Raw genomic sequence first — 22,032 nt, 5'->3', positions numbered from 1 at the left:
TCACGGGTATTTCCGCCAGACGACATCAGGCCAGCGCATCGCACGGGTTCGCGCCAGCAGCCATTGGCCGCGTGCTTGGGTCTTGCCGTAGCTCACCCGCACGCTGACCAGGAAGTAATCGCTACCGACGCGAATATCCCCTCCCGGTACGGCGGCATCCCTGCCGAGCTGACTCAGGAAGTCGGCGTTGTTGCGATAGAAAACACCGTCGCGGCGCGCCACCAGCATGCGCGCCGACGCCAGATCCAGGCCGTCGACGACCGCCGCCAGCACCTCGGCCGGCGCCGTGTTGACGTTGAGCGCGGTCGTGCCGGGCAAGGCCGCCACAAACGGTGCGAGCCGCGCACGCACATCACCGTCGAAACCACGCACCAGCGCCAGCTCATCCAGGTTGACCAGCGGCCGATTGGCGGTGAGGTGGGGATGGCCAAGCGATGCGTAGTACGCGTCCTCCGCGCCACCCGCCGGTTGCGGGACATCGTCGGCGTCAAGCCAGTCCGCCATGGCGCCGGCCAGCTCCACCTGCAGGCCGAGGATCGACAACAAGCGCTGGAAGCGCGCGTACTGGGTGAGATCGAGCTTGCCGTGGCGGATCAGGTTGTTGAGGTTGAACAGGCCTTGCTGGTCCTCGATGCGGCCACCGAGTTCACCGTTCTCGAACGGTATCGATGGCAGCTGCAAGGCCCACGGTTCCCCGGCATGGTCGATGGCGCCGCTGCGGCGGCGGTCGTCGTACAGCAGCGCCCGGGCCCAATCGCCGCCGGCATCGACCAGCTCTCGTGCCTCCACATGATCTGCAAGCAGTTCGGCCTGGCGCGACCAGGTACTCAAGGCGACCAGCATCGCCGTAGCCGCCACCGCTGAAAAAGCCATGATCGCCATCGCCATGAGCAACGCCGCCCCACGCTCGTGCTGGTTCATGTGCGCAGCGCGAACACGCGCACCACGGTTTCGCCGGAGTCGAACTCGATGCGCAGACGCACCGCCCGTGGCAGCGCCGGGTCACTCGACACGGTGGGCCAGCTGCGGCTCCAGGCCAGTGCCGGGCCCATGTATTGCAGGTCGAAACGACGCACGCCCCGCAGCACCACGTAACGCGCCGGCGGCGCGGCGCCGGCAAGATCCAGCCCGGGCCAGATCCACAACTCGACCTGATGGGTATCGTTGATGCCATAACCCACGCGGTGCGGGGTATCGATGCCGTCGGTCCCGGCGAAACGACTGAACTCCACCAGCGGCGCGCGCACCGCATCGCCCCGACCCAGCCACGCCGGCATGGTGCCCGACGCGTTGCGTACCGGACGCGGCGCGGCCAGCCGCAGGTCGCCTTCGAAACGGGTGAAGAACGACACGGTCTGCCGCCACCTCGTGGACTCCGTCTCGATGTGGTTGCGCGACGCCACCACCACGCCAAGCCCGCGATAGGCCATCAGCGACAGCAGCGACAGCACCAGCAGCGCCGCCAACAATTCGATCAGGGTGAAGCCACGCGCTTCGTCGACGGTCACCGTCCACCTCCCGCAGGATTCGTTACGAAGCCCACCGTGTGCGCGAGAGCATGGGCCGGACGTGCCGGCTCGAACACGAAGACGTCGATGCGCCGAAACGCCGGATTCGGCGTCGCGGATACCTGTTCACGCCAGCCAAGGTCCAGATCACCCTGACGCTGTATTCCCGTCCGCATGCCAACCGGCAACCAGTCGCCACGCGCGTGATGTTCGGCCAGGCGGTCGGTGGCAACCCAGCCGGCAAACAGGCGGGCGCGCAATTCACCGAGGTGATTGGAACCCTGCGCCGCCACCCGCAGCACCGCCAGCAGCGACACCGCGACAATGGCCAGGGCTACCAGTACCTCGACCAGGGTGAACCCGTGCGCGCTAGTTCGCCGCCATGTCGCCATAGGTTTTCCCCAGTCCCGGCGCAATGCGCAAATCGCCTACCGGTGAGGCCGCCACGCCGTAGTGTTCGTCGTCCAGCGCCAGGTCCAGCGAGAACGCGGACATCGCACCACTGGCGGGAAACTCCAGGCGCAACACCGCTTGCGGCGCACCAGCTTCATTGCGCAATTGCGATATCACCATGGCCTGCGGCAGCTGCCGGGCGCGCAGCACGTCGTCAGCGCGAATCGCCACCCATGCGCCATCGCCATCCTGCCGCCAGAACTCATAACCCAAGCCATTGGACGTCCAGACGATGGCGACACCCGTGATGCGCGCCTCCTGTCCGGCAAGCTCAAACAGTTGGGCGAGCCGCGCGGCTTCGACACGCAACACGTCCCGATGACCCGGCTGCAGCCGGGCACCGACCGTGCCAACGAGGATGCCCATGATCAGCACCACGACCAGCATCTCCAGCAAGGTGAATCCATCTGCGTCGTCATGGGTCGTGGGCTCGAACATCTGCATTCGCCCCTCACAATGTCCACGACCCAGGATCGGCATCGTTGCCTTCACCACCGGGCGCACCGTCGGCACCCAGGCCATAGACATCGATCTCCCCGTGCACGCCGGGATTCAAGTACTGGTAGGGCTGACCCCAGGGATCCCTGGGCAAGCGACCAACGTAACCCTCGGGATTCCAGTTGGGCGGCACAGGCTCGGATTCCGGCCGGCGCACCAGCGCCTGCAGCCCCTGCTCGGTGGTTGGGTAACGCTGGTTGTCCAGCCGGTAAAGCTGCAAGGCCTGCATCAGACTCGCCACGTCCTGGCGCGACGCGGCAGCTCGCGCCTCGTCCGGCCGACTCATCACCTTGGGCACCACCAACGCTGCCAGGATGCCGAGGATCACCACGACCACCATCAATTCCAGCAGCGTGAAACCACGTTGGGATGGAACACGGATTGACACGTTGGCGTCCCCCTGAATGCATGGAAGAAGTACGGCCAGGACACTCGATCATGTCGAGCATGCATGCGGACAAGAAGCCAGATCGGCTCCCGTGCCGATCTGGCTGGGTGGGTTCGACGAACGGCACATCGACGCCGTCTCGGGTTACAGGCTTGGGATGCACGCCGTCGCGTTGAGGTTCCCTGCAACGCAGGCGGGAACCTTCCCACCGCCGCTGCGTCTGCTGGTGAACAGGGGCAATGAATCCGACGCCGTGAAAGTCCGTCCGGATATCGCGCCACGTGGATCACACGGATCGTTGCACGTCGAATGTGTTTCAGGTGCCGGCAGGTATCTGCTGGCCGGGGCGTCTCGCCCGCAAGAAATGCTTCGCGCCGAGAGGTTGTGATTTTTTCAACCTCTCATGTCGGCCAGGGACGACCGATCGCGAGTCGGTCACGCAAGTAACTGATTCGCGTGAGCACGTCCGGGCATGTACCGGACGTGCGGTGGAGGAAAACCACAGGACGTGATTTTCCTGACAGGACCTGAGTGATCGCATCCAACAGAGAGGGAAAGCAATGAGCAGATACATGCGAAAGAAATGGTTGCCGGGAGCCTTGTCGCTCGCGCTTGGCGTCGGCCTTGCCGGTTGCGGCGGCTCCGGCCACAACGGTCAGGCATCGACGCCCACCGCGCCGCAAGTCCCTGCCCTGAAGGTGGTTTCCACCATGCCCGCCAATGGCGCCACCGACGTGCTGAACACCGCCGAGGTCAGCGCCACCTTCGACCAGTCGATCGATACAGCGACACTCAAGAACGCGAACTTCAACGTGAACTGCCCGGCCGACGCGGAACCGTTTGGCTCGGTCGTCTACGACGACGCCACCCGAAAAGCGACCTTCGTGCGCATCACCGAGTCACCCACCAATCTGCCGCAGTCGGAGGTAGCTGAACCGATGCAGGCGGACGTCACCTGTACCGCAACCATCACGACAGGCATCAAGGGGGCCGGCGGTGCCGCATTGGCGACGGATTTCGTGTGGACCTTCTCCACCGTGGCAGACACGGCGTTCCTCGACGAGGGCAAGCGGATCTTCCGCTTCGACACGTTCGGCGATGAGACCACCTGGACTGACACCTTGCAGATGAACGAGGTCATCCAGACTGCCGTCGACCCGGCCACCGCGCTGGCCGTCGGCCTGAAGGTCGACGCCGAGGCGCTGCCGCAAGCGGTGGTCGACGGCATCATCGACAAGAGCATCAGCCTGACCGATCCGCAGACCACTCTCGCCCTGATCAGCCTCGATGCGGTGGTCGGAATCAAGGGCACGGTGGCGACGGCCGCCGACGGCAAGATGACGCTGACGCGGGTCGGCATCACCTGTGCGCTGTGCCACTCCACCGTCGACAATTCATTCGACCACGGCATCGGCAAGCGGCTTGACGGCTGGCCGAACCGCGACCTGGACCCGGGCTTCATCATCTCCCTGTCGCCGGCACTCACCGTCGAGCAAAGGGCGGTCTACAAATCGTGGGGCCCGGGCTTCTACGACCCGCGCTTCAACATCGACGGGCTGAATGGCCCGCAGGTGATCACGCCGGCGTATGGCCTGCAGAACATCCACAAGATCATCGCAACCGGCGATGGCGACGACCTTGCCTACTGGAACCGCTATGTCGGCGTGACCCAGATGGGTGGCCACGGCAACTTCACCGACGCGCGCGTGGGCACGGGTATCGACATCACCAACGGAACCGACGACCTGATAACGGCCAAGCTGCCCGCATTGCAGGCTTATCAGCTGTCCATCGCGGCACCGCCCGCACCGGCGGGCAGTTTCGATACGGCCGCCGCCACGCGTGGCAAGGCGCTTTTCGAAGGCAAGGCCGGCTGCAGCACCTGCCACAGCGGACCGGAATTCACCGACGCCAACGAGCGCCTGCACAGCCCGGACGAAGTGGCCAGCGAGCCTGAGGCGACCGGTGTGCCGAGCTATGCATCGCGTACGGCAACCAGGATGTATCGCACGGCGCCGTTGAAGGGTGCGTGGCAGCATCCGCCGTACTTCCACAATGGTTCGGCTGACACACTGGTAGACGTGGTCAACAAGTACAACGCCAAGCAGTCGCTTGGCCTGACCGGCGCGGAAGTCGATGATGTCGCGCAATACGTGAAGTCGCTCTAGGGCGACTGGCGGCGCGTGACTGCGGGGAGATGAAATGGGGGCGACCTTGTACGGGTCGCCCCCGTTTCGCGGCCCGCAAGCGTCGGCTCGCACCTCCGTCATCAGGGCCGGCACGGATAGCCGCCATTTGCACAGTGGATCAGTCGTTGCCCGGGCAACGGAGGCTCCATGGGAGCAAAACGAGCGGTGTTTTCGCCATCGTCGGCGATTTCATATCCGGTCGTGCCGCAGGCGGCTGATCGTCGGAGCCAGAAGTGGCTTCTGCCACGAGCCGTGCCATCAGCGTGCTCGTCAAGCAAGCACAACGCACACCCAGGAACGGAAAGGTTTCCGACAGCATGTTGCCAAGCGTCTCGTCCAGCGATTTGCACAGCAACCGGCGCGCCCTGAACAGTCGCGTCTTTACGGTTTGCGGCTTGATCGACAGGCGGGCAGCGGTTTCCTCCACGCTGCACTCCTCGATCGCACGCAACCTGAAAACCTGGCGATACGGGTCAGGCAGATGATCGATCGCGCGCTTCAGCAAACGGCGAATCTCGACTTGGGCCGCGAGCGACACCGGATCGCCGTGCGCGGAACGGGACGGGCCAACCCAGTGCGGGTCCACGGGCGACGAATCGATCTGATCGATCCCGACCATGGCATGTCGTTTGCGCAAATGGGTGCGTGCCTCGTTGAGCACGATACTGACCAACCACGTACGCAAGGGCGCATCACCACGGAACGAATCAAACCGGTGATACGCCCGCATGAAAGACTCCTGCACGACGTCTTCCGCTTCCGCATCATCATTGAGCACGCCACGCGCGATGCGATGCAACTGCGGGCCATAGCGCTGCACGACGTGCCGAAACGCCTCACGGTCGCCACTTCTCACCAATGCAACGAGCGCGGCGTCGTCCAGCGCTGGGGTATGGGTCGATATGACATTCGCGGGCGGCGGCTCGGCTTGCTGCATGTTCCGTTGGATGCGATGGCGGCCCTGGCGGTTCCGCCATCGTTCCACCGTCATCGCGGATACCCGCTTTCATCGGGTCGGATTCGTTTGCCGCGGCCCCGGCTCAGGCACGCCGTGCCGGACGAGACCGATCACCCGACCGCCGCTCGTCGTTCAACCGTCGCGCTAGCGGCACTGCGCCGCATGGACAAGCGGCCACACCATTGCGGACAATCACGGAGATGACTGCCGCCCGTACCGTTGCGCCCCTGCTTGAAGCGCGGGCCGTGAGTTTCCATCGCCAGGACGAACCGGTGTTCGTGCCGCTGGATTTCCAGCTGCACACGGGTGAATTGGCCCTGGTCGAGGGCGACAACGGCAGTGGCAAGACCACCTTGCTGCGCATGCTCGCCGGCCTGCTCCACCTGGGTGCCGGCGAGTTGCTGTGGCGCGGTGAAGCGTTGCAACGTGACCTCTGCGCCGGCGACATCCTGTTCCTCGGCCACCAGCTCGGCCTCAAGGCCGACCTCAGCCCGCGCGAGAACCTGCGCGTCGCCACCGGCCTGCATGGCACCCGCGATGGCACGGACATCGCCTCCCTGCTCGCCGAGATCGGCCTGCGAGGTTATGAGGACGAACCCGTGCGCCGCCTGTCGGCCGGGCAGAAGAAGCGCGCGGCGCTGGCCCGGCTGGCGATGCTGCCGGCGACGCTGTGGCTGCTGGACGAACCCTATGCCAACCTCGACCGTGCCGGCATCGCGCTGGTGAACGACATGCTGGAGCGGCACACCGGTGCAGGCGGCGCGGCGATGGTGACCAGCCATGGCATGGTGAGCTTCCACGGCGGTGAGCCGCGACGGATCCGCATGCATGGTTGATGCACGGCACATCGGGCGCAGGCTCCTCGCCCTGCTCGCAGGGGACAAATCGGTAGGACTGCCGATTTGCACGGCGTCAGCCGCCCGAAGGGCGAGGGCCATGGATGGCCCGAGTGCAGGTTGGGAGGGGGTCGCGCTTCGCGGAAAAGCTGTACCCCTCCCCAACCCTCCCCTGCGAGCAGGGGAGGGAGCAGAAGCATGAGCCGGCCAAGCCTCACCACCGCCTGCGCCGCGATGCTGCGCCGCGACCTCACGCTGGCCTGGCGTCGCCGCGGCGATATCGCGATGCCGGTGCTGTACGCGCTGATCGTCACCATGCTGTTTCCGTTCGCGCTGGGGCCGGAGGACACCTTGCTGCAGCGGATCGCGGGCGGCGTGGTGCTGGTTACCGTGTTGCTGGCGATGTTGCTGGCGCTGGATGCGATGTTCGCCAGCGACATCGAGGATGGCTCGCTGGAACAACTGGTGCTGGCACCGCAGCCGCTGGCGCTGATGCTGGGCATGAAGATCCTGGCCCACTGGCTCACCATCGCCCTGCCGCTGATCGTGATTTCGCCGCTGATGGCGGCGCTGCTGCACCTGCCCGCGCCGGTCATCCCGGTGTTGTTGCTGGCCTTGCTGCTGGCCACGCCACTGCTCAGCCTGCTGGGCGCGGTGCTGGTTGCGCTGACGGTCGGCACCCGGCGCTCTGGTATGCTGCTCGCCTTGATGTTGCTGCCTTTGTGCGTGCCGGCCGTGATTTTCGCCGCGGGCGCGGTAGCTGCCGCCCAGCAGGGTCTGCCCTGGCTGGCACCGATCAGCTGGCTTGGCGCCGCACTGGTATTGGCTGTGGTGCTGGCGCCGCTGGCTTGCGCCGCGGCCCTTCGTATTGCCCTGGATTCGTGATCCCTATGGCTAACTGGATCCCCCTCTGGTTGCACCGGCTCAGCTCGCCGCCAACCTTCTATCGCTTCGCCGGAACGCTGCAGCCGTGGGCGATGACGCTGGCCCTGCTGCTGGGCGCGATCGCGCTCTATGGCGGCCTGGTGCTTGCGCCCGCCGACTACCAGCAAGGCGACGCCTACCGCATCATTTTCATCCATGTGCCCAGCGCGTGGATGAGCATGTTCATCTACGCGGTGATGGGCGTGGCCTCGTTCATCGCGCTGGTGTGGCGGATCAAGCTGGCCGAAGTGGTGGCGATGGAGTCGGCGCCGATCGGCGCGGCGTTCACCTTCATCACCCTGGTCACCGGCTCGCTGTGGGGCAAGCCGATGTGGGGCACCTGGTGGACCTGGGATGCGCGACTCACCTCCGAACTGGTGCTGCTGTTCCTGTTTCTCGGCGTGATCGGCCTGTATCGCGCCTTCGAGGATCGCCGCCAGGGCGCGCGCGCCGCGGCCTTCCTGGCCATCATCGGCATCATCAACGTGCCGATCGTGCATTTCTCGGTGAACTGGTGGAACACCTTGCACCAGGGCAGCACGGTCAACGTGTTCGGCCAGTCCAAGATGTCGTGGGACATGCTGTGGCCGTTGCTGACGATGACGCTGGCCACCAAGTTCTACTACGCCGCCAGCCTGTTCCGGCGCGCACGCACCGACCTGCTTGCACTGGAAGGCGGCAAGGACTGGGTGCGGCAAATTGCCCAGGACGAGGACGCGCGATGAACGCCGTGCAAAGCTTTCTGGCGATGGGCGGCTATGCGGCCTATGTGTGGCCCGCCTACGCGGTGTTCTTCATCGTGCTGATCGCCGACACGATCGCGCCGCGCCTGCGCCGGCAGCGTCTGTTGCGTGAACTTCGCGCCCGGTTCGCCCGTCAAAGCGCCCGCCAGCCGCGCGCCGGCAACGGTTCCTCTCCTACACCACCCGCCGCCATCGATGGTCAGTGAGCCTCATGAATCCCACCCGCAAGCGCCGACTCACCATCGTTGTATTGGTTGCCGTGGCCGCCGCCGTGGCCGCCGGCCTGGGCGTGTACGCGCTGCAGAACAACATGAACTACCTGCTGACGCCCAGCCAGGTGCAGTCGGGCCAGGCGGCGAGCTACACGACGTTCCGCCTGGGCGGCATGGTCAAGGCCGGCTCGATCCAGCGCAGCAGCGATTCGCTGAAGGTGACGTTCACCGTGGTCGATGCCGGCGGCGCCATGCCGGTGGAGTACACCGGCATCCTGCCCGACCTGTTCCGCGACAATCAGTCGGTTATCGCCACCGGCCACATGTCCAACGCCCGCTTCATCGCCACCGAAGTGTTGGCCAAGCATGACGAAACCTACATGCCCAAGGAGCTGAAGGACGCGATGGCGAAGGCGCATGCCGAGAAGCCGGGAATCGAGAAAGCCGGGAATCGGGAATAGAGAATAGGAAAAGCCATGTATGCCAACTCTTGTTGCCACTTCCTGCACCGAAGTACGCCGAAGCGGCGGAGCGCCTTGTTCTTGACCATTCCCTATTTCCCATTCCCCATTCCCGGCACAAACCCATGACCCCCGAACTCGGCCAACTCGCGCTTATCCTCGCCTTGCTGCTGGCGCTGGCGCAGGGCGTCTTGCCGTTGATCGGCGCGTGGCGTGGCAATCGCGCACTGATGGCGGTGGCGCGGCCGGCGGCGGCGGGACAGGCAGTGTTCGTGGCGATCGCGTTCGGCATCCTGGTGTGGGCGTTCCTGCGCTTCGATTTCTCGGTGCAGTACGTGGCCGACAACTCGAACCTGGAACTGCCGTGGTATTACCGCATTGCCGCGGTGTGGGGCGCGCACGAGGGTTCGCTGCTGTTGTGGATCATGATCCTCAATGTGTGGACCGTGGCGCTGGCGGCATTCAGCCAGAAATTGCCCGAGGTTTTCGCTTCACGCGTGCTGGCCGTGATGGGCCTGGTCGCGGTGGGTTTCCTCGCCTTCATCATCTTCACCTCGAATCCGTTTGGACGGCTGTTGCCGATGCCCGGCGATGGCGCAGACCTGAACCCGGTGCTGCAGGACCCGGGCATGACCTTCCACCCGCCGATGCTGTACATGGGTTACGTGGGCTTCTCGGTGGCGTTCGCGTTCTCGATCGCGGCCTTGCTGGGTGGTGAACTGGAACAGGCATGGGTGCGCTGGGCGCGGCCGTGGACCAATGTGGCGTGGGCGTTTCTCACCTGCGGCATCGTCGCCGGCAGCTGGTGGGCCTATGCCGAGCTGGGTTGGGGCGGCTGGTGGTTCTGGGACCCGGTGGAAAACGCCAGCTTCATGCCCTGGCTGGTCGGGCTGGCGCTGATCCACGCGCAGGCGATCACCGAAAAGCGCGGCAGCCTGCGGGCGTGGACGATCCTGCTGTCGATCTTCGCGTTCTCGCTGAGCCTGCTGGGCACGTTCCTGGTGCGCTCGGGCGTGCTGACCTCGGTGCACGCCTTCGCCTCCGACCCGCGCCGCGGCGTGTTCATCCTGGCCTTCCTGACCATCATCGTCGGCGGCTCGCTGCTGCTCTACGCGCTGCGCGCGCCCAAGGTCGCCGCGGGCAAGCCGTTCAACCTGCTGTCGCGCGAAACGGCGATGCTGATCGGCAACCTGATGTTTGCGGTGGCGGCCGCGATGGTGCTGCTGGGCACATTGTTCCCGCTGATCGGCGACGCGCTGCACATGGGCCGCATCTCGGTGGGCCCGCCCTACTTCGGTTTCCTGTTCCCGCTGTTGATGCTGCCGGTGGTGCTGCTGTTGCCGTTCGGCCCGTTCCTGCGCTGGGGCAAGGGCGATGCCGGCATGCTGAAAAGCATGCTGCTGCGCGTGACCATCGCCGCGCTGGCCTGCGCCATCGTGGCGGCGTTCTTCGTGGACGGTCACATGAAGGCGATCGTGGGCGTGGCCGCGGCAGTGTGGATCGGCGTGGGCGTGCTGTTGTACGCGTACAAGCGCTGGCGCGAAGTACCGCGTGGCCGCCGCTATCCGGCCGAGATGGCCGGCATGCTGCTGGCGCATTTCGGCGTGGCGGTGTTCGTGGTCGGCGTGTTGCTGTCCGAATCGCTCAGCGTCACCAGCGACGTGCGCATGGCGCCGGGCCAGACCCAGCACATCGGCAGCTACGATTTCCGTTTCGACGGCGCGCACCGCACCACCGGGCCGAACTGGCGTGCCGACCAGGGCGTGGTCACGGTCACCCGCGACGGCAAGGACATCGCCGTGATGCACCCACAGAAGCGCACCTATCCGCGCGGCCAGGTGCAGACTGAATCGGCGGTGGATGCCGGCATCACCCGCGACTTGTACGTGGCGCTGGGTGAGCCGATGGACGCGGGCAACATCGCCGGTGCATGGTCGCTGCGGCTGTACTACAAGCCGTTCGTGCGCTGGATCTGGGCCGGCGGCCTGCTGATGATGCTGGGCGGTTTTGTCTGCGCCGCCGACAAGCGCTTCCGCCTCAAGCGCACTGTCACCCGTGCGGAGCCAGCCATTGAAACGCGCCTGCAGGAAACCCGCGCATGAGTCGGCTGCTGCCCTTCATCGGCTTCATGCTGCTGGCCGCGCTGTTCGGCTTCGGCATCTGGTGGAACACCCAGCACGATCCGAACGCCATCCCCACGCCGCTGCTGGACAAGCCCGCACCCGCGTTCAACCTGCCCAAGCTGTACGAGCCGACGCAGACGGTGAGCAAGGCCGACCTGCTGGGCAAGCCTTACCTGCTCAACGTGTTCGCCAGCTGGTGCATCGAATGCGGCGTGGAGCACCCGGTGCTGCAGGCCGAGGGCCCGACGCTGGGCGTGCAACTGGTGGGCTACAACTACAAGGATGCGCCGGCCGATGCCAAGCGCTGGTTGGCGGAACATGGCAGCCCGTACGCCGTGGTGATCGCCGACGAACCCGGCCAGACCGCGATCGATTTCGGCGTCTACGGCGCACCGGAGAGTTTCCTGATCGATGCGCGCGGCGTGATCCGCTACAAGCACATCGGGCCGCTTACGCCGGAGGTGGTGGCGAAGGAATTGAAGCCGGCCATCGCGGCGCTGCGCAAGGAGACCCCGTGATGCGTCTTTCACCTTGCGGGAGCGGTTTCAGCCGCGATGTTCTTGGCATGCTCCGACAAAAGGCATCGCGGCTGAAGCCGCTCCCACAGGGATCTCTCCTGCGATTGTTGCTGGTCATCCTGTTCGCGTTTACCGGCACGTTGCACGCCCAGGCGATCGAGCCGATGCCGTTCGCCAACCACGCGCAGGAGTTGCGCTTCCAGCACCTCACCCATGAGCTGCGCTGCCCGATGTGCCAGAACGAAACGCTGGCCGACTCCAACGCACCGATCGCGCGGGACCTGCGCAACCAGATCTTCAAGATGATGCAGCAGGGCAAGACCGACGACGAGATCAAGCAGTACCTGGTGGCGCGGTATTCCAAGTTTGTGCTGTACGACCCGCCGCTGACACGCGGCACTTGGCTGTTGTGGTTTGGTCCGCTGCTGATCCTGCTTGGTGGCGCCGGCGTGGTGCTGGTGGCCATACGCAAACGCGGCCGCATGCCGGCCAATGGATCGTCGGGGCCACGCCCCTCGATCGACAACGGGGATGATTGGTGAAAATCGCTTTCTACATCGCCGCCGCGGCGATGATCGCCGTGGCGCTGGCGGTATTGCTGCTGCCATTGATGCGATACGGCCGCACGTCCACCCGGCCACGCGCGGTTTTCGCGCTGGCCCTGGTCATCGCGCTGATGCTGCCACTGGGCACCGCCAGCCTGTATCTGATGGTGGGAACGCCGGTGGCGCTCAATACTATCCAGGCCCAGGCGCCGGTCAGCATGGAGCAGGCGCTGGTGCAATTGCGCACGCACCTGACCGAGCAGCCCGATGACGTGCGGGGCTGGATGGTGCTGGCGCAGACCAACAGCATGCTGCACAGCCCCGCGGACGCGCGCGACGCCTACGACCACGTGCTCAAGCTCGCGCCCAACAATGCCGAGGCCATGGTCGGCTGGGCCGAAGCTGATTCGATGGCGCGCAGCGACCACCAGATCACCGGCCGCGCGCTGGAGCTGCTGAAGCATGCCGTATCGCTGCAGCCAGACAGCCAGCGCGGCCTGTGGCTGCTCGGTATCGGCCAGTTCCAGCAGGGTGACTACAGCAACGCCGCCGCCACCTGGCGGGTGCTGCAGCCGCAGTTGGAACCGGGCTCGAAGGTGGCCGAAGCGGTGGCCATGCAGATCGGGGTAGCGCAATCCCGCGCAGGAAAATCGCCGGCCGGCGCGTCTTCGGTCGGCGCCGCGGCAACCGCAGAGCAACCCGCGCTGCGGGTGCAGGTGTCACTGGCGCCGGCGCTGGAAAAGAAGCTGAAACCCGGCGACGTCGTGTTCGTCTACGCCCGCGCCGCGGGCGGTCCGCCGATGCCGCTGGCCGCGGTCAAGCGCGACGCCGGCAAACTGCCACTCGAAGTCACCCTTACCGACGCCATGGCGATGACGCCTGCCGCGCGGCTGTCGTCCGCGTCCAAGGTGGAAGTGGGCGCGCGCATCAGCCACGACGGCCAGCCCATCGCCCGCCAAGGTGATCTGGAAGGCAGCGCCGGCATCGTCGACGTGAACCGCCGCACGCCGGTCACCCTCGTCATCGACAGGGTGCATCCATGAAAGGCCCCGGCACCGCGCGCGACGCTCGCCGCTACTTCGCCCTGCCCTCACCGTTTCGCATGAAGCGTGGCGGCGAGCTGCACGGCGCCAGCGTTGCCTACGAAACCTGGGGCGAGCTGAACGCGGCGCGTGACAACGGGTTGCTGATTCTCACCGGCCTGTCGCCCAGCGCCCACGCCGCCTCGTCCGCCAACGACCCCGCCCCCGGCTGGTGGGAAGGCATGATCGGGCCGGGCAAGGCGATCGACACCACGCACTGGTTCGTCATCTGCGTGAACTCGCTGGGCAGCGACAAGGGCTCGACCAGCCCGGCCTCGATCGACCCGGCCAGCGGCGAACCGTACCGGCTGAACTTCCCCGACCTAGCACTGGAAGACGTTGCCGAAGCCGCGCACGCCACCGTCAGCAGCCTGGGGATCGACCAGCTCGCCTGCCTGATCGGCTGCTCGATGGGCGGCATGAGCGCGCTGGCCTACATGCTGCTGCACCCCGGCAGCGCGCGTGCGCACATCAGCGTGGACACCGCACCGCAGGCGCAGCCGTTCGCCATCGCCATCCGCTCGTTGCAGCGCGAGGCGATCCGGCTGGACCCGCGCTGGAATGAGGGCCGCTACGACATCCACGCCCAGGACGGCGACCGCTACCCCGACATCGGCATGAGCATCGCCCGCAAGCTGGGCGTGATCACCTACCGCTCGGCGATGGAATGGAACGGCCGCTTCGCCCGCATCCGGCTCGACCCGGAACAGCGCGACGACGATCCGTTCGGCCGCGAGTTCCAGGTCGAGTCCTATCTTGAAGGGCACGCTCGACGCTTCGTGCGCCACTTCGATCCCAACTGCTACCTCTACCTGTCGCGCGCCAGCGACTGGTTCGACATCGCCGAGTACGGCAACGGCAGCGTGCACGAAGGGCTGCAACGCATCCGCATCGAGCGGGCGATGGTGATCGGCGTCAGCACCGACATCCTGTTTCCGCTGGAGCAGCAGGAGCAAATCGCCAAGGGCCTGGAAGCGGCTGGCGCCACGGTGGATTTCGTGGCGCTGGACTCCCCACAGGGGCACGACGCGTTCCTGGTCGACATCGAAAACTACAGCCGCGCCATCGGCGGCTTCCTCGACCGATTGCGCGCGGATTGACCCGCTGGCGGGGCTCGACCGCGCCCAACGAACCCGGCATAATGCGTCGCTCACATGCCGGTGTGGCGGAATGGTAGACGCGGCGGACTCAAAATCCGCTGGCAGCGATGTCGTGTAGGTTCGAGTCCTATCACCGGTACCAATGATGGCATCCAGCGTTCTTCGCTGGATGCGCTGAAACGAAAAAGCCCGCTTTGCGCGGGCTTTTTCGTGTCCGGTGTTTCGCGGGCGGACTCAGCTCCTGGGGGCTTCCGAAGCAGCGCCCTTCAGCGTGGCGGCCAGCGCCAGCTCGTCGACCATCCGGTACAGCTCGTCGCGGTGATAGGGCTTCTGCAACGTGGGATGTTTCTGCCAGCGCTCCGCCAGGCCTTGTACGCCGTAGCCGGTGGAAAACGCAAACGGGATGCCGCGCTCCATCAGCACCTCCGCCACGGGGTAGATCTCCTGACCGTTGAGGTTGACGTCCAGGATGGCCAGGTCGAACGCTTCGTGCTGCGCCGCCTGCAACGCCTGGTCCAGGTGCGCCAGCGGACCGATCAGCGCATGGCCCTGGTCGATGAGGATGTCTTCGAGCAGCATCGCCACCAGCATCTCGTCTTCCGCCAGCAGGATGCGCCGCGGCGAGGTGGTTTGCGGTGGCAGGGTTCGCGAAGACGCCGTCATGCGTCGTGCCCGGTTGCAACGGTGGACGAGCCACATATCGAGAGCGTCGCGTCGAAACGTCCGCAGCGGACGGGGTGCGGTCGCAACGCAATGATCATCTCGGGAGTCATGGCACCTCCGTAAAAAACTGCAAGCGGGTGGATTCCACCAGCGTGCATGTACGACAGGGGTTGTCATTTTTGCAGATGCGGCAGGCCATGGGTAGCGGCGACGTCACAGCTCGCGCACCACCCGGAACCCCACCCTGCCGCTGCGCACGGTGGCGTCCACGCCTTGCCGATACGCCGAGCGCTCCTGATCCGGCGAACTGCCCCACGAACCGCCGCGCACCACACGCGCCGTGCAACCGGGGTTGATCCAGGCGCCGCCATTCACCGGTGCGCGGTTGTAGTTGTCGTGCCAGCAATCGGCGACCCACTCCGACACGTTGCCGTTGATGTCGTACAAGCCGAACGGGTTGGGTGCGAATTTCATCACCGGCGCCGGCCCCCAATAGCCGTCGCGATAACCGCGGAACGCATGGCTCCAGCGCCGGCCGCTGGGCGAGTGGTCGCCCGACCCGGTGAGGTTCTCCACCGTCTTGCGCGGCGTGCCGTCGCCCCACCAGTAACGCGTCGTGGTGCCGCCGCGCAGCGCGTATTCGAACTCGGCCTCGCTCGCCAGGCGATAGATCTTGCCCGTGCGCTCGCCCAGCCAAGCCGCGTAGGCGCTGGCGTCGTTCCAGGAAACATTGACCACTGGCAGGTCATCCGCCGCCTTGCGGCCGGCGTAGTCGTCCTCCCAGCTCGCCTCGGCATCGTCGCGCATGGTGCCGCTGCGCTCGTCGTAGACACTGGCGCCGCCGAGTTTCTCGGAGTCGGGGCGATAGCCACTCGCACGCACGAATTCGCGGAACTGCGCCACCGTGATCGCACTGCGGGCCATCGCAAAACCCGTCGCGATGGTGACGGCATGCTGCGGCGTTTCCGCATCGTTGTGACCGGGCTCGCTGGCCGGGGAACCCATCTGGAAGCTGCCGGTGGGGATGACCACCATCGTCGGCGTCTTGCCTGGCAAGTCGATGTAGTGGTCGTTGAACACCTGGCCCGGGCGGTAGCTTGCGTACAGGCGCGCGTTGACCAGCTGTTCGTCGAACTCGTCCAGCGACGACAGGTGGGGATCGACGTCACGCGCCTGCCGCGCCAGCTTTTCGGCCAGCGCAAGATTGCCGCCATCCAGCGCCGAGCGCCCCTGGGCCAGTATCCCGTTGGCGCGCTGACCGCGAATGTCGTCGACCCGCTTGCTCACGTCCTGCCACTGCTGCGAGCCGGGGTGGATCTCGGCCGCCCGCGCAAGTTCCTTGTCGGCTTCGTCGAACTTGTTCTGCGCCACCGCCGCCAGCGCACGATCCAGCACCACGCGCTGCACCTGGAAAATACCCTGCTCCGCCACCGCGTTCTGCGGATCGAGCTTCTGCACCTCGCGATAGGTATCCAGCGCGCTGTCACCCGCCGGCTGATCGGCCTTGCCCTGCTGCAACTGGCTGGCCGCCTTGGCCAGCATCGGGCGCATGGTGAGCAGCGTCTTCAGCTGGGTTTCCAGTTGTGCCACGTCATCGCTGGCATGCGGCAGCGTGCGCAGCGCATCGAGCAATTCCACCGCGCCTTCGGCGTCGCCCACGGCAATATCCTGCCCGATCTGCGCCACCAGCCGCGCACGCACATCGAACAGGCCTTGCGCGGCGCGGCGACTGTCCGGCTTTTCCTTCAACGCCTGGGTGAACAACGCGGCGGCGCTTTCCTTGGCGCCCACCAGCTCGCCGGCGCGCAACGCCTTGGTGGCCCGCGCCAACAGTGCGCGCACCGCCGGCGGGTCCTCGCTCAACTGCTCGGGAAGGTGCGCGTTGCCATGTTTCATGCGCGCGGCGATGACACTGGCCGGCGCCAGCGTCATCGGCGGGCCGGCATTGACCTCGGCGATCGCCGGTACCTGCTCGCGTTGCTGCTGCCCCGCGTTGGGGCCGCCCAGCGACATGCCGCGCGGAGTCGTCTGTTCGGGAGTGACGTGAAACAGCCGCGGAAAAAAGTGATAAGTCAGCGCGAACGCCAGCACCAGTACACCCAGCGCGCCACCCATGGCGCGCTGGCGGCGCAAGACGGTATTGCTTGGCATGGGTTGGGCGTCCTCGGGGCGGCCTGTTATGGTGCGCTGCTCACCTTAGGCACAAACTGCTGGCAGGGCAATCTGCCCGTCGCACATCCTGCCCGCAGCACATCAAGGATCTTGCATGCTCTTGCCCGTCACGGCTGACGCCGAATGGATCGATAACCGCGATGCACTGCAAGCGTGGCTGGACACATTGCCCGTCGCGGCGTCAGTGGGCGTCGATACCGAATTCATGCGTCGCAATACCTTCCATCCGCAACTGGCGCTGCTGCAACTGGGATGGAACGGTCGGCATGCCCTGGTGGACCCGCTGGCATTCGAGATCGGCGATGCACTTCAGCCGCGACTGGGCGATGGCACGGCCGTCACCGTGATGCACAGCGCCAGCGAGGATCTGGAAACGCTGGCGCCCCTGCTGCCCGACGGCCCGCGGCAATTGTTCGACACCCAGATCGCCGCCGCCTTTGTCGGCATGGGCCTGGGTATCAGCTACCGCGCGCTGGTTGCCGAACTGGCGGGCGTGGACCTGGACAAGGGCGAAACCCGCTCCGACTGGCTGCAGCGCCCGTTGACCGATTCGCAACGCGCCTATGCCGCGCTCGACGTGGTCTACCTGAAGACCATCCACGAACAGTTGAGCGAACGCCTGCAACAGCGCGACCGCAGCGCCTGGCACGCCGAGGACTGCGAACGACTGAAGCGTCGCGCCAGCCATCGCGACGGTGACCCGCAACCCCAACGCGCCCTGCGCGCCGCCGCCGAATGGCCGCGGGAGAAACAGGCGCTGCTCCGACGGCTGCTGCTGTGGCGCGACCGCAGTGCGCGCAACCTCGATCGCCCGCGTCCCTGGCTGATGGATGACACGCTGGCCCTGAGCCTGGCAGCGCAGCCGGCCACCACGCTGTCCGATCTTGAACAGCGCAGCCGCGGCCAACGCGCCTTGCGCTCGGCCCAGCGCAGCGAACTGTTCGAGCTGATGAGCCAGCCGGTCGAGGCCGACGAGATCGCCGCCACCGCCCGCATCCCCGCCCACCCCCAGGGCAACGCGAAAAAGGCGCTGGCGGCGATGAAGCAGGAGGTCGACGACCGCGCCACCGCCCTCGACCTGCCATCGGGCCTGCTGTGCCCGCGCAAGGTGCTGGAAGAATACGTGGTCACCGCCGAATGGCCGGAATTCCTGGAAGGTTGGCGGCGCGAGGTGCTGCACGACCAGCTGCCGGCCTTGCTGCCCGCATGATCATGATGCTTGGCGAATCCGGAATGCGCTGCTAATATTCGCCGCTTACGTGGGGCGGTAGCTCAGCTGGGAGAGCGTCGCGTTCGCAATGCGAAGGTCGTGGGTTCGATCCCCATCCGCTCCACCACTCATGTCAACAAACAACGCTTCATGCCCTCGTGGCGTGGAGCGTTTTTGTTTGGGCGTGTGATGGCCTCGAGCCGCCCGCCATCAGCCCTGTTCACGTGCCCGCAGGCTGACGCGATCACGCCGCCTGACACCGCGCATTCACCGCTGCGCGACGCGCGTTCAGCCGTCTGAACGTCCTAACGCAACGTTCCCGCCAAGCCGAGCCGTACAGGCGTGACATAACCGATGTAATCGACATGTGAATTCACATTTGTATTCACACTAATCATGACTATTGAATGGATCATTTGGCTTACATTCACTGTAAGACCGTTCGACCATGCAATCATCGAAGACCACATTTCAGCCACGCGATGACAAGACGGCCTTGCAACAATGCATCCACTTCTTATTCAACGTGAGACAACAAGATAATCAAGCTGGCACCACCAATCTTGTTGGCGTCGAACCCACCTAATTACCAAACTTGCATGCATCGACAATGGCAGGCCTTTGGCAAGCCATATATTTCCTTGCAATGCTTCACAGGGACGGAATGAAGCATGACTCCGCCACGTCTAGCGCCTGATCGACCCTGACCCGGACTGCGGGAGTGCTTCGATATTGTGTTCAAACGTGTACTGATCGTCTGCATGGGCAATATCTGCCGCAGCCCGACGGCGGAATACCTGTTTCGCCAGCGCATGGAATCGCGCGAAGTCAGCTTCAGCAGCGCCGGGATTGGCGCACTCGTGGGCAGGCCCATGGACGCGAATGCCCTGCAGTTGCTCGCCGAGGACGGCATCGACGGCAGCATGCATCGGGCGCAGCAATTGACGCCGCCAATGCTGCGCGAGGCCGACCTGATCCTGGGTATGGAAAAGAGCCATTTGGGCGCAATGATTCAATTTTCGCCGGAGATCAATGGAAAGGTCTATCTCCTCGACAAATGGTTGAACGGGAGTGACATCCCCGACCCATATCGACAACACCGAGCCGCATTCGAACATGTTCACCAGATAATCACGCAGGGTGTCAGCAGTTGGGAGCCCTATTTGTAATTCCCACCCATGCCACGAGTTGATTGCCCCTATGGCCGCCATTCAAGACCCTGTGCAGCGCGATGACGAGATTGACCTGAGCGAATTGCTCGGCACCCTCAGCGACCACAAATGGTTGATTGGCATCATCACCGGCGTATTCGTACTGCTCAGCATCGCCTACGCGATGTTGACGACGCCGATCTACCAGGCCACCTCGGTGGTGCAGGTGGAGCAGAAAGTGCCCAGCCTGCCGGGGCTGAGCGCGCTGACCCAGACCCTGGGGGCGTCCAGCCCCGAAGCCACGACGGAAACCGCGCTGATCACCTCGCGCATGGTGCTTGGCGCCGCGGTGGACGAGCTCAAGCTGGCCATTGAGGCGCACCCGCGGCGCATGCCCATCATCGGCAAGTACTTCGCGCGCAAATATGCGGCCAGCAACCCCGGCCTGGTGTCCCCGCCCCTGTTCAACAAGGTCGAATACGACTGGGGCGGCTCGAAGCTGGAGATTTTCCAGCTGGACGTTCCGGACAGCCTGCTGGATCAGCCGCTCACCCTGATCGCCGGCAGGAACGGTGCCTACGAGCTGGTGGATGCCGACGAGAATGTCCTGGTCTCCGGCAAGCTCGGCCAGACCTCCAGCGGCCACGGCGTCACCATGCAGGTCCGAACCCTGGTGGCGAACCCGGGTACGCAGTTCCGCGTGTTCCGCCATCGCCGGTTGACCGTGATCAACGGGCTGCAGAGCGCCATCAACGTCAATGAGGAGGGCAAGGAGTCGGGCATCCTCAAGATGACCTACGACAACCCGGACCCGCAGCTGGCCGCCAACGTGCTCAAGGAGGTCGGCGAGCTCTACGTGCAGCAGGACGTGAACCGCAACTCCGCCGAAGCGGCGAACAGCCTGAAGTTCGTGCGGGAGCAGTTGCCCAACGTACGCCGCGACCTGGAACGGGCCACCGCCGCGCTCAACGCGTATCAGATCAAGGCGCACTCGGTCGACATCAGCATGCAGACCCAGGGGCTGCTGGATCAGGAAGTGGACATACAGTCCAACATCCAGAAATTGCGCCTGCAGCTGGCGGACATGCAGCGCCAGTACACGCCCGAGCATCCGGCATACAAGGCGCTGGTCCAGCAGATCGGCCAGCTTGAGGCGCAAAAGGGCGGCATCGACAAGCGGGTGGGCGACCTGCCCGATACCCAGCAACAGCTGCTGAAGCTGAAGCGTGACGTGCAGGTCAGCAACGACACCTATACCGGGTTGCTCAACCAGGCCCAGCAGCTGGATATCGCGCGTGCCGGCACGGTGGGCAATGTGCGCATCATCGACAGCTCGGCGGTGGACATCACGCGACCGGTATGGCCGCGGAAAACCATCATCGTGCTGGGCGGCACGCTGCTCGGCGCCTTCGTGGCCCTCGTCTTCGTGTTCATCCGGCAGATGCTCAATCGCGGCATCGAGGACCCGGCCGTCATCGAGAAGATCGGCCTGCCCGTGTACGCCACCATTCCGATCAGCCCGCGCGAGCAGACGCTGCAGCAGAACATGCGCCTGCATGGGCGGGGCAAGCAGCGCCTGCTGGTCATGGACGCGCCCGCGGACCTGGCCACCGAAGCCCTGCGCAGCCTGCGCACCAGCCTGCATTTCGCGCGGCTGGAAGCGAAGAACAACGTGCTCATGATCTCCGGCTCCAGCCCGGACGTCGGCAAGACCTTTGTCGCGGCCAACCTTGCCACCGTCGTGGCCCAGAGCAACCAGCGGGTGCTGCTGATCGACGGCGACATGCGCCGGGGTTCGCTGCACAAGCTGGTCGGCGGCAGGGCCGAGGTCGGCCTTTCCGAACTGATCACCGGCCAGGCGGAGCTGGCGGCGGCGACGCGTCAGGTCGGGCTGATGGAGAACCTGCATTTCATCGCCCGCGGCAAGCTGCCGCCGAACCCCTCCGAGCTGCTGATGAACGCCCGCTTCTCCGCGCTGCTCGAACACCTGAAACCGCTGTACGACCTGATCATCATCGACACCCCGCCGATCCTGGCGGTGACCGACGCCGCCATCATCGGCCATCACGCCGGCACCGCCTTGCTGGTGGTGCGCTTCGGCATCAACCAGGCGCGCGAGATCGCGCTGGCAAGGCAGCGTTTCGAGCAGAACAACGTGCCGCTCAAGGGCGCCATCTTCAACGCCGTGGAGAAGCGCAGCCGGGGTTACTACTCCTACGCCTATTACGGCGTCGGCCTGCCGTCGAGATGACGCCTGCCGCAGCAACGCGCGCAAGAACAAAAACAGGGATCACGCAA

22 protein-coding genes and 2 tRNA genes are annotated in these 22,032 nt (G+C 65.4%); 16 read left to right on the top strand and 8 right to left on the bottom strand.

The annotated features are described in order from the left end of the window. The 5 genes from gspK to gspG are packed head-to-tail and all read right to left on the bottom strand — an operon-like array spanning position 1 to position 2,799. Positions 1–921, bottom strand: a complete 921-nt coding sequence (gene gspK, locus ASD22_RS01630; RefSeq protein ID WP_056078061.1) for a type II secretion system minor pseudopilin GspK — start codon at positions 919–921, stop codon at positions 1–3. Beyond that, positions 918–1,508 (bottom strand): type II secretion system protein GspJ, encoded by a 591-nt coding sequence (locus ASD22_RS01625; RefSeq protein ID WP_056078059.1) that lies wholly within the window; start codon positions 1,506–1,508, stop codon positions 918–920. The genes gspK and ASD22_RS01625 overlap by 4 nt, the downstream gene beginning before the upstream one ends. Beyond that, complete coding sequence (gene gspI / locus ASD22_RS01620; RefSeq protein WP_056078057.1) at positions 1,505–1,900, bottom strand: type II secretion system minor pseudopilin GspI; 396 nt, start codon at positions 1,898–1,900, stop codon at positions 1,505–1,507. Before gspI ends, ASD22_RS01625 begins: the two co-directional genes overlap by 4 nt. Continuing rightward, positions 1,878–2,483: a GspH/FimT family pseudopilin gene (locus tag ASD22_RS01615; RefSeq protein ID WP_200946306.1), complete on the bottom strand. Its 606-nt coding sequence runs from the start codon at positions 2,481–2,483 to the stop codon at positions 1,878–1,880. The genes gspI and ASD22_RS01615 overlap by 23 nt, the downstream gene beginning before the upstream one ends. Next, entirely contained in the window at positions 2,413–2,799 is a 387-nt protein-coding gene (gspG, locus tag ASD22_RS01610) for a type II secretion system major pseudopilin GspG (protein ID WP_235577569.1), read from the bottom strand. The genes ASD22_RS01615 and gspG overlap by 71 nt, the downstream gene beginning before the upstream one ends. A gap of 620 nt (positions 2,800–3,419) precedes the next feature. On the opposite strand from gspG, the gene ASD22_RS01605 reads away from it, so the two are divergent. Then, positions 3,420–5,015, top strand: a complete 1,596-nt coding sequence (locus ASD22_RS01605; protein WP_056078050.1) for an Ig-like domain-containing protein — start codon at positions 3,420–3,422, stop codon at positions 5,013–5,015. Between the two features lie 139 nt (positions 5,016–5,154). Here ASD22_RS01605 and ASD22_RS01600 read toward each other — a convergent pair whose 3' ends face one another. Next, on the bottom strand, positions 5,155–5,973 hold the full coding sequence (locus tag ASD22_RS01600) for an RNA polymerase sigma factor (protein ID WP_082520151.1): 819 nt from the start codon (positions 5,971–5,973) through the stop codon (positions 5,155–5,157). Positions 5,974–6,194: 221 nt separating this feature from the next. On the opposite strand from ASD22_RS01600, the gene ccmA reads away from it, so the two are divergent. The 11 genes from ccmA (at position 6,195) to ASD22_RS01545 (ending at position 14,680) form a co-directional block, all read left to right on the top strand. Next, positions 6,195–6,830 (top strand): cytochrome c biogenesis heme-transporting ATPase CcmA, encoded by a 636-nt coding sequence (ccmA, locus tag ASD22_RS01595; RefSeq protein WP_056078048.1) that lies wholly within the window; start codon positions 6,195–6,197, stop codon positions 6,828–6,830. 198 nt (positions 6,831–7,028) lie between these two features. Next, positions 7,029–7,715, top strand: coding sequence for a heme exporter protein CcmB (ccmB, locus tag ASD22_RS01590; protein WP_056078045.1), 687 nt, complete (start codon positions 7,029–7,031; stop codon positions 7,713–7,715). A 5-nt stretch (positions 7,716–7,720) separates the two neighbouring features. Then, positions 7,721–8,479: a heme ABC transporter permease gene (locus ASD22_RS01585; protein ID WP_056078042.1), complete on the top strand. Its 759-nt coding sequence runs from the start codon at positions 7,721–7,723 to the stop codon at positions 8,477–8,479. A 5-nt stretch (positions 8,480–8,484) separates the two neighbouring features. After that, a complete protein-coding gene (ccmD, locus tag ASD22_RS01580) occupies positions 8,485–8,703 on the top strand; it encodes a heme exporter protein CcmD (RefSeq protein WP_200946331.1) in 219 nt (72 codons plus the stop codon). Between the two features lie 5 nt (positions 8,704–8,708). Continuing rightward, positions 8,709–9,170, top strand: coding sequence for a cytochrome c maturation protein CcmE (gene ccmE, locus ASD22_RS01575; RefSeq protein ID WP_056078037.1), 462 nt, complete (start codon positions 8,709–8,711; stop codon positions 9,168–9,170). 125 nt (positions 9,171–9,295) lie between these two features. Beyond that, positions 9,296–11,272: a heme lyase CcmF/NrfE family subunit gene (locus ASD22_RS01570; protein WP_056078034.1), complete on the top strand. Its 1,977-nt coding sequence runs from the start codon at positions 9,296–9,298 to the stop codon at positions 11,270–11,272. Further along, positions 11,269–11,811: a DsbE family thiol:disulfide interchange protein gene (locus tag ASD22_RS01565; RefSeq protein WP_056078032.1), complete on the top strand. Its 543-nt coding sequence runs from the start codon at positions 11,269–11,271 to the stop codon at positions 11,809–11,811. Before ASD22_RS01570 ends, ASD22_RS01565 begins: the two co-directional genes overlap by 4 nt. A gap of 47 nt (positions 11,812–11,858) precedes the next feature. Next, positions 11,859–12,353: a cytochrome c-type biogenesis protein gene (locus tag ASD22_RS01560; protein WP_200946305.1), complete on the top strand. Its 495-nt coding sequence runs from the start codon at positions 11,859–11,861 to the stop codon at positions 12,351–12,353. Beyond that, entirely contained in the window at positions 12,350–13,399 is a 1,050-nt protein-coding gene (locus ASD22_RS01555; protein ID WP_056080765.1) for a hypothetical protein, read from the top strand. Before ASD22_RS01560 ends, ASD22_RS01555 begins: the two co-directional genes overlap by 4 nt. Then, positions 13,396–14,538 carry a homoserine O-acetyltransferase gene (locus ASD22_RS01550; protein WP_056078026.1) on the top strand — a complete coding sequence of 381 codons (1,143 nt, stop codon included), beginning with the start codon at positions 13,396–13,398 and terminating at the stop codon, positions 14,536–14,538. The genes ASD22_RS01555 and ASD22_RS01550 overlap by 4 nt, the downstream gene beginning before the upstream one ends. A gap of 56 nt (positions 14,539–14,594) precedes the next feature. Next, a tRNA-Leu gene (locus ASD22_RS01545) sits at positions 14,595–14,680 on the top strand. A 92-nt stretch (positions 14,681–14,772) separates the two neighbouring features. Here ASD22_RS01545 and ASD22_RS01540 read toward each other — a convergent pair. Together ASD22_RS01540 and ASD22_RS01535 are read right to left on the bottom strand one after the other, a co-directional pair. Continuing rightward, positions 14,773–15,201, bottom strand: a complete 429-nt coding sequence (locus ASD22_RS01540) for a response regulator (RefSeq protein ID WP_056078023.1) — start codon at positions 15,199–15,201, stop codon at positions 14,773–14,775. Positions 15,202–15,414: 213 nt separating this feature from the next. Next, positions 15,415–17,352 carry an SUMF1/EgtB/PvdO family nonheme iron enzyme gene (locus ASD22_RS01535; protein ID WP_056078020.1) on the bottom strand — a complete coding sequence of 646 codons (1,938 nt, stop codon included), beginning with the start codon at positions 17,350–17,352 and terminating at the stop codon, positions 15,415–15,417. Between the two features lie 115 nt (positions 17,353–17,467). On the opposite strand from ASD22_RS01535, the gene ASD22_RS01530 reads away from it, so the two are divergent. The 4 genes from ASD22_RS01530 to ASD22_RS01515 all read left to right on the top strand — a co-directional run bounded on the left by ASD22_RS01530 (position 17,468) and on the right by ASD22_RS01515 (position 21,985). Next, complete coding sequence (locus tag ASD22_RS01530) at positions 17,468–18,583, top strand: HRDC domain-containing protein (protein ID WP_056078017.1); 1,116 nt, start codon at positions 17,468–17,470, stop codon at positions 18,581–18,583. A 51-nt stretch (positions 18,584–18,634) separates the two neighbouring features. Further along, a tRNA-Ala gene (locus tag ASD22_RS01525) sits at positions 18,635–18,710 on the top strand. Positions 18,711–19,317: 607 nt separating this feature from the next. Beyond that, positions 19,318–19,752 (top strand): low molecular weight protein-tyrosine-phosphatase, encoded by a 435-nt coding sequence (locus ASD22_RS01520; RefSeq protein WP_056078014.1) that lies wholly within the window; start codon positions 19,318–19,320, stop codon positions 19,750–19,752. A 31-nt stretch (positions 19,753–19,783) separates the two neighbouring features. Further along, entirely contained in the window at positions 19,784–21,985 is a 2,202-nt protein-coding gene (locus ASD22_RS01515) for a polysaccharide biosynthesis tyrosine autokinase (protein ID WP_056078011.1), read from the top strand. Positions 21,986–22,032 lie beyond the last annotated feature (47 nt).

This window comes from Rhodanobacter sp. Root480, assembly GCF_001426645.1.
GTDB classification, from domain to species: domain Bacteria; phylum Pseudomonadota; class Gammaproteobacteria; order Xanthomonadales; family Rhodanobacteraceae; genus Rhodanobacter; species Rhodanobacter ginsenosidimutans.
Note: the sequence above shows the minus strand (reverse complement) of the source record. Positions and strands in the feature narration are given on the sequence as shown.

Excerpts from the sequence above, each read along its gene's own strand:
- gspK (WP_056078061.1), bottom strand. The coding sequence starts at position 921 with ATGAACCAGCACGAGCGTGGGGCGGCGTTGCTCATGGCGATGGCGATC.
- gspI (WP_056078057.1), bottom strand. The coding sequence starts at position 1,900 with ATGGCGACATGGCGGCGAACTAGCGCGCACGGGTTCACCCTGGTCGAG.
- ASD22_RS01615 (WP_200946306.1), bottom strand. The coding sequence starts at position 2,483 with ATGGCCTGGGTGCCGACGGTGCGCCCGGTGGTGAAGGCAACGATGCCG.
- gspG (WP_235577569.1), bottom strand. The coding sequence starts at position 2,799 with ATGGTGGTCGTGGTGATCCTCGGCATCCTGGCAGCGTTGGTGGTGCCC.
- ASD22_RS01605 (WP_056078050.1), top strand. The coding sequence starts at position 3,420 with ATGCGAAAGAAATGGTTGCCGGGAGCCTTGTCGCTCGCGCTTGGCGTC.
- ASD22_RS01600 (WP_082520151.1), bottom strand. The coding sequence starts at position 5,973 with ATGCAGCAAGCCGAGCCGCCGCCCGCGAATGTCATATCGACCCATACC.
- ccmA (WP_056078048.1), top strand. The coding sequence starts at position 6,195 with ATGACTGCCGCCCGTACCGTTGCGCCCCTGCTTGAAGCGCGGGCCGTG.
- ccmB (WP_056078045.1), top strand. The coding sequence starts at position 7,029 with ATGAGCCGGCCAAGCCTCACCACCGCCTGCGCCGCGATGCTGCGCCGC.
- ASD22_RS01585 (WP_056078042.1), top strand. The coding sequence starts at position 7,721 with ATGGCTAACTGGATCCCCCTCTGGTTGCACCGGCTCAGCTCGCCGCCA.
- ccmE (WP_056078037.1), top strand. The coding sequence starts at position 8,709 with ATGAATCCCACCCGCAAGCGCCGACTCACCATCGTTGTATTGGTTGCC.
- ASD22_RS01570 (WP_056078034.1), top strand. The coding sequence starts at position 9,296 with ATGACCCCCGAACTCGGCCAACTCGCGCTTATCCTCGCCTTGCTGCTG.
- ASD22_RS01565 (WP_056078032.1), top strand. The coding sequence starts at position 11,269 with ATGAGTCGGCTGCTGCCCTTCATCGGCTTCATGCTGCTGGCCGCGCTG.
- ASD22_RS01560 (WP_200946305.1), top strand. The coding sequence starts at position 11,859 with ATGCTCCGACAAAAGGCATCGCGGCTGAAGCCGCTCCCACAGGGATCT.
- ASD22_RS01550 (WP_056078026.1), top strand. The coding sequence starts at position 13,396 with ATGAAAGGCCCCGGCACCGCGCGCGACGCTCGCCGCTACTTCGCCCTG.
- ASD22_RS01540 (WP_056078023.1), bottom strand. The coding sequence starts at position 15,201 with ATGACGGCGTCTTCGCGAACCCTGCCACCGCAAACCACCTCGCCGCGG.
- ASD22_RS01535 (WP_056078020.1), bottom strand. The coding sequence starts at position 17,352 with ATGCCAAGCAATACCGTCTTGCGCCGCCAGCGCGCCATGGGTGGCGCG.
- ASD22_RS01530 (WP_056078017.1), top strand. The coding sequence starts at position 17,468 with ATGCTCTTGCCCGTCACGGCTGACGCCGAATGGATCGATAACCGCGAT.
- ASD22_RS01515 (WP_056078011.1), top strand. The coding sequence starts at position 19,784 with ATGGCCGCCATTCAAGACCCTGTGCAGCGCGATGACGAGATTGACCTG.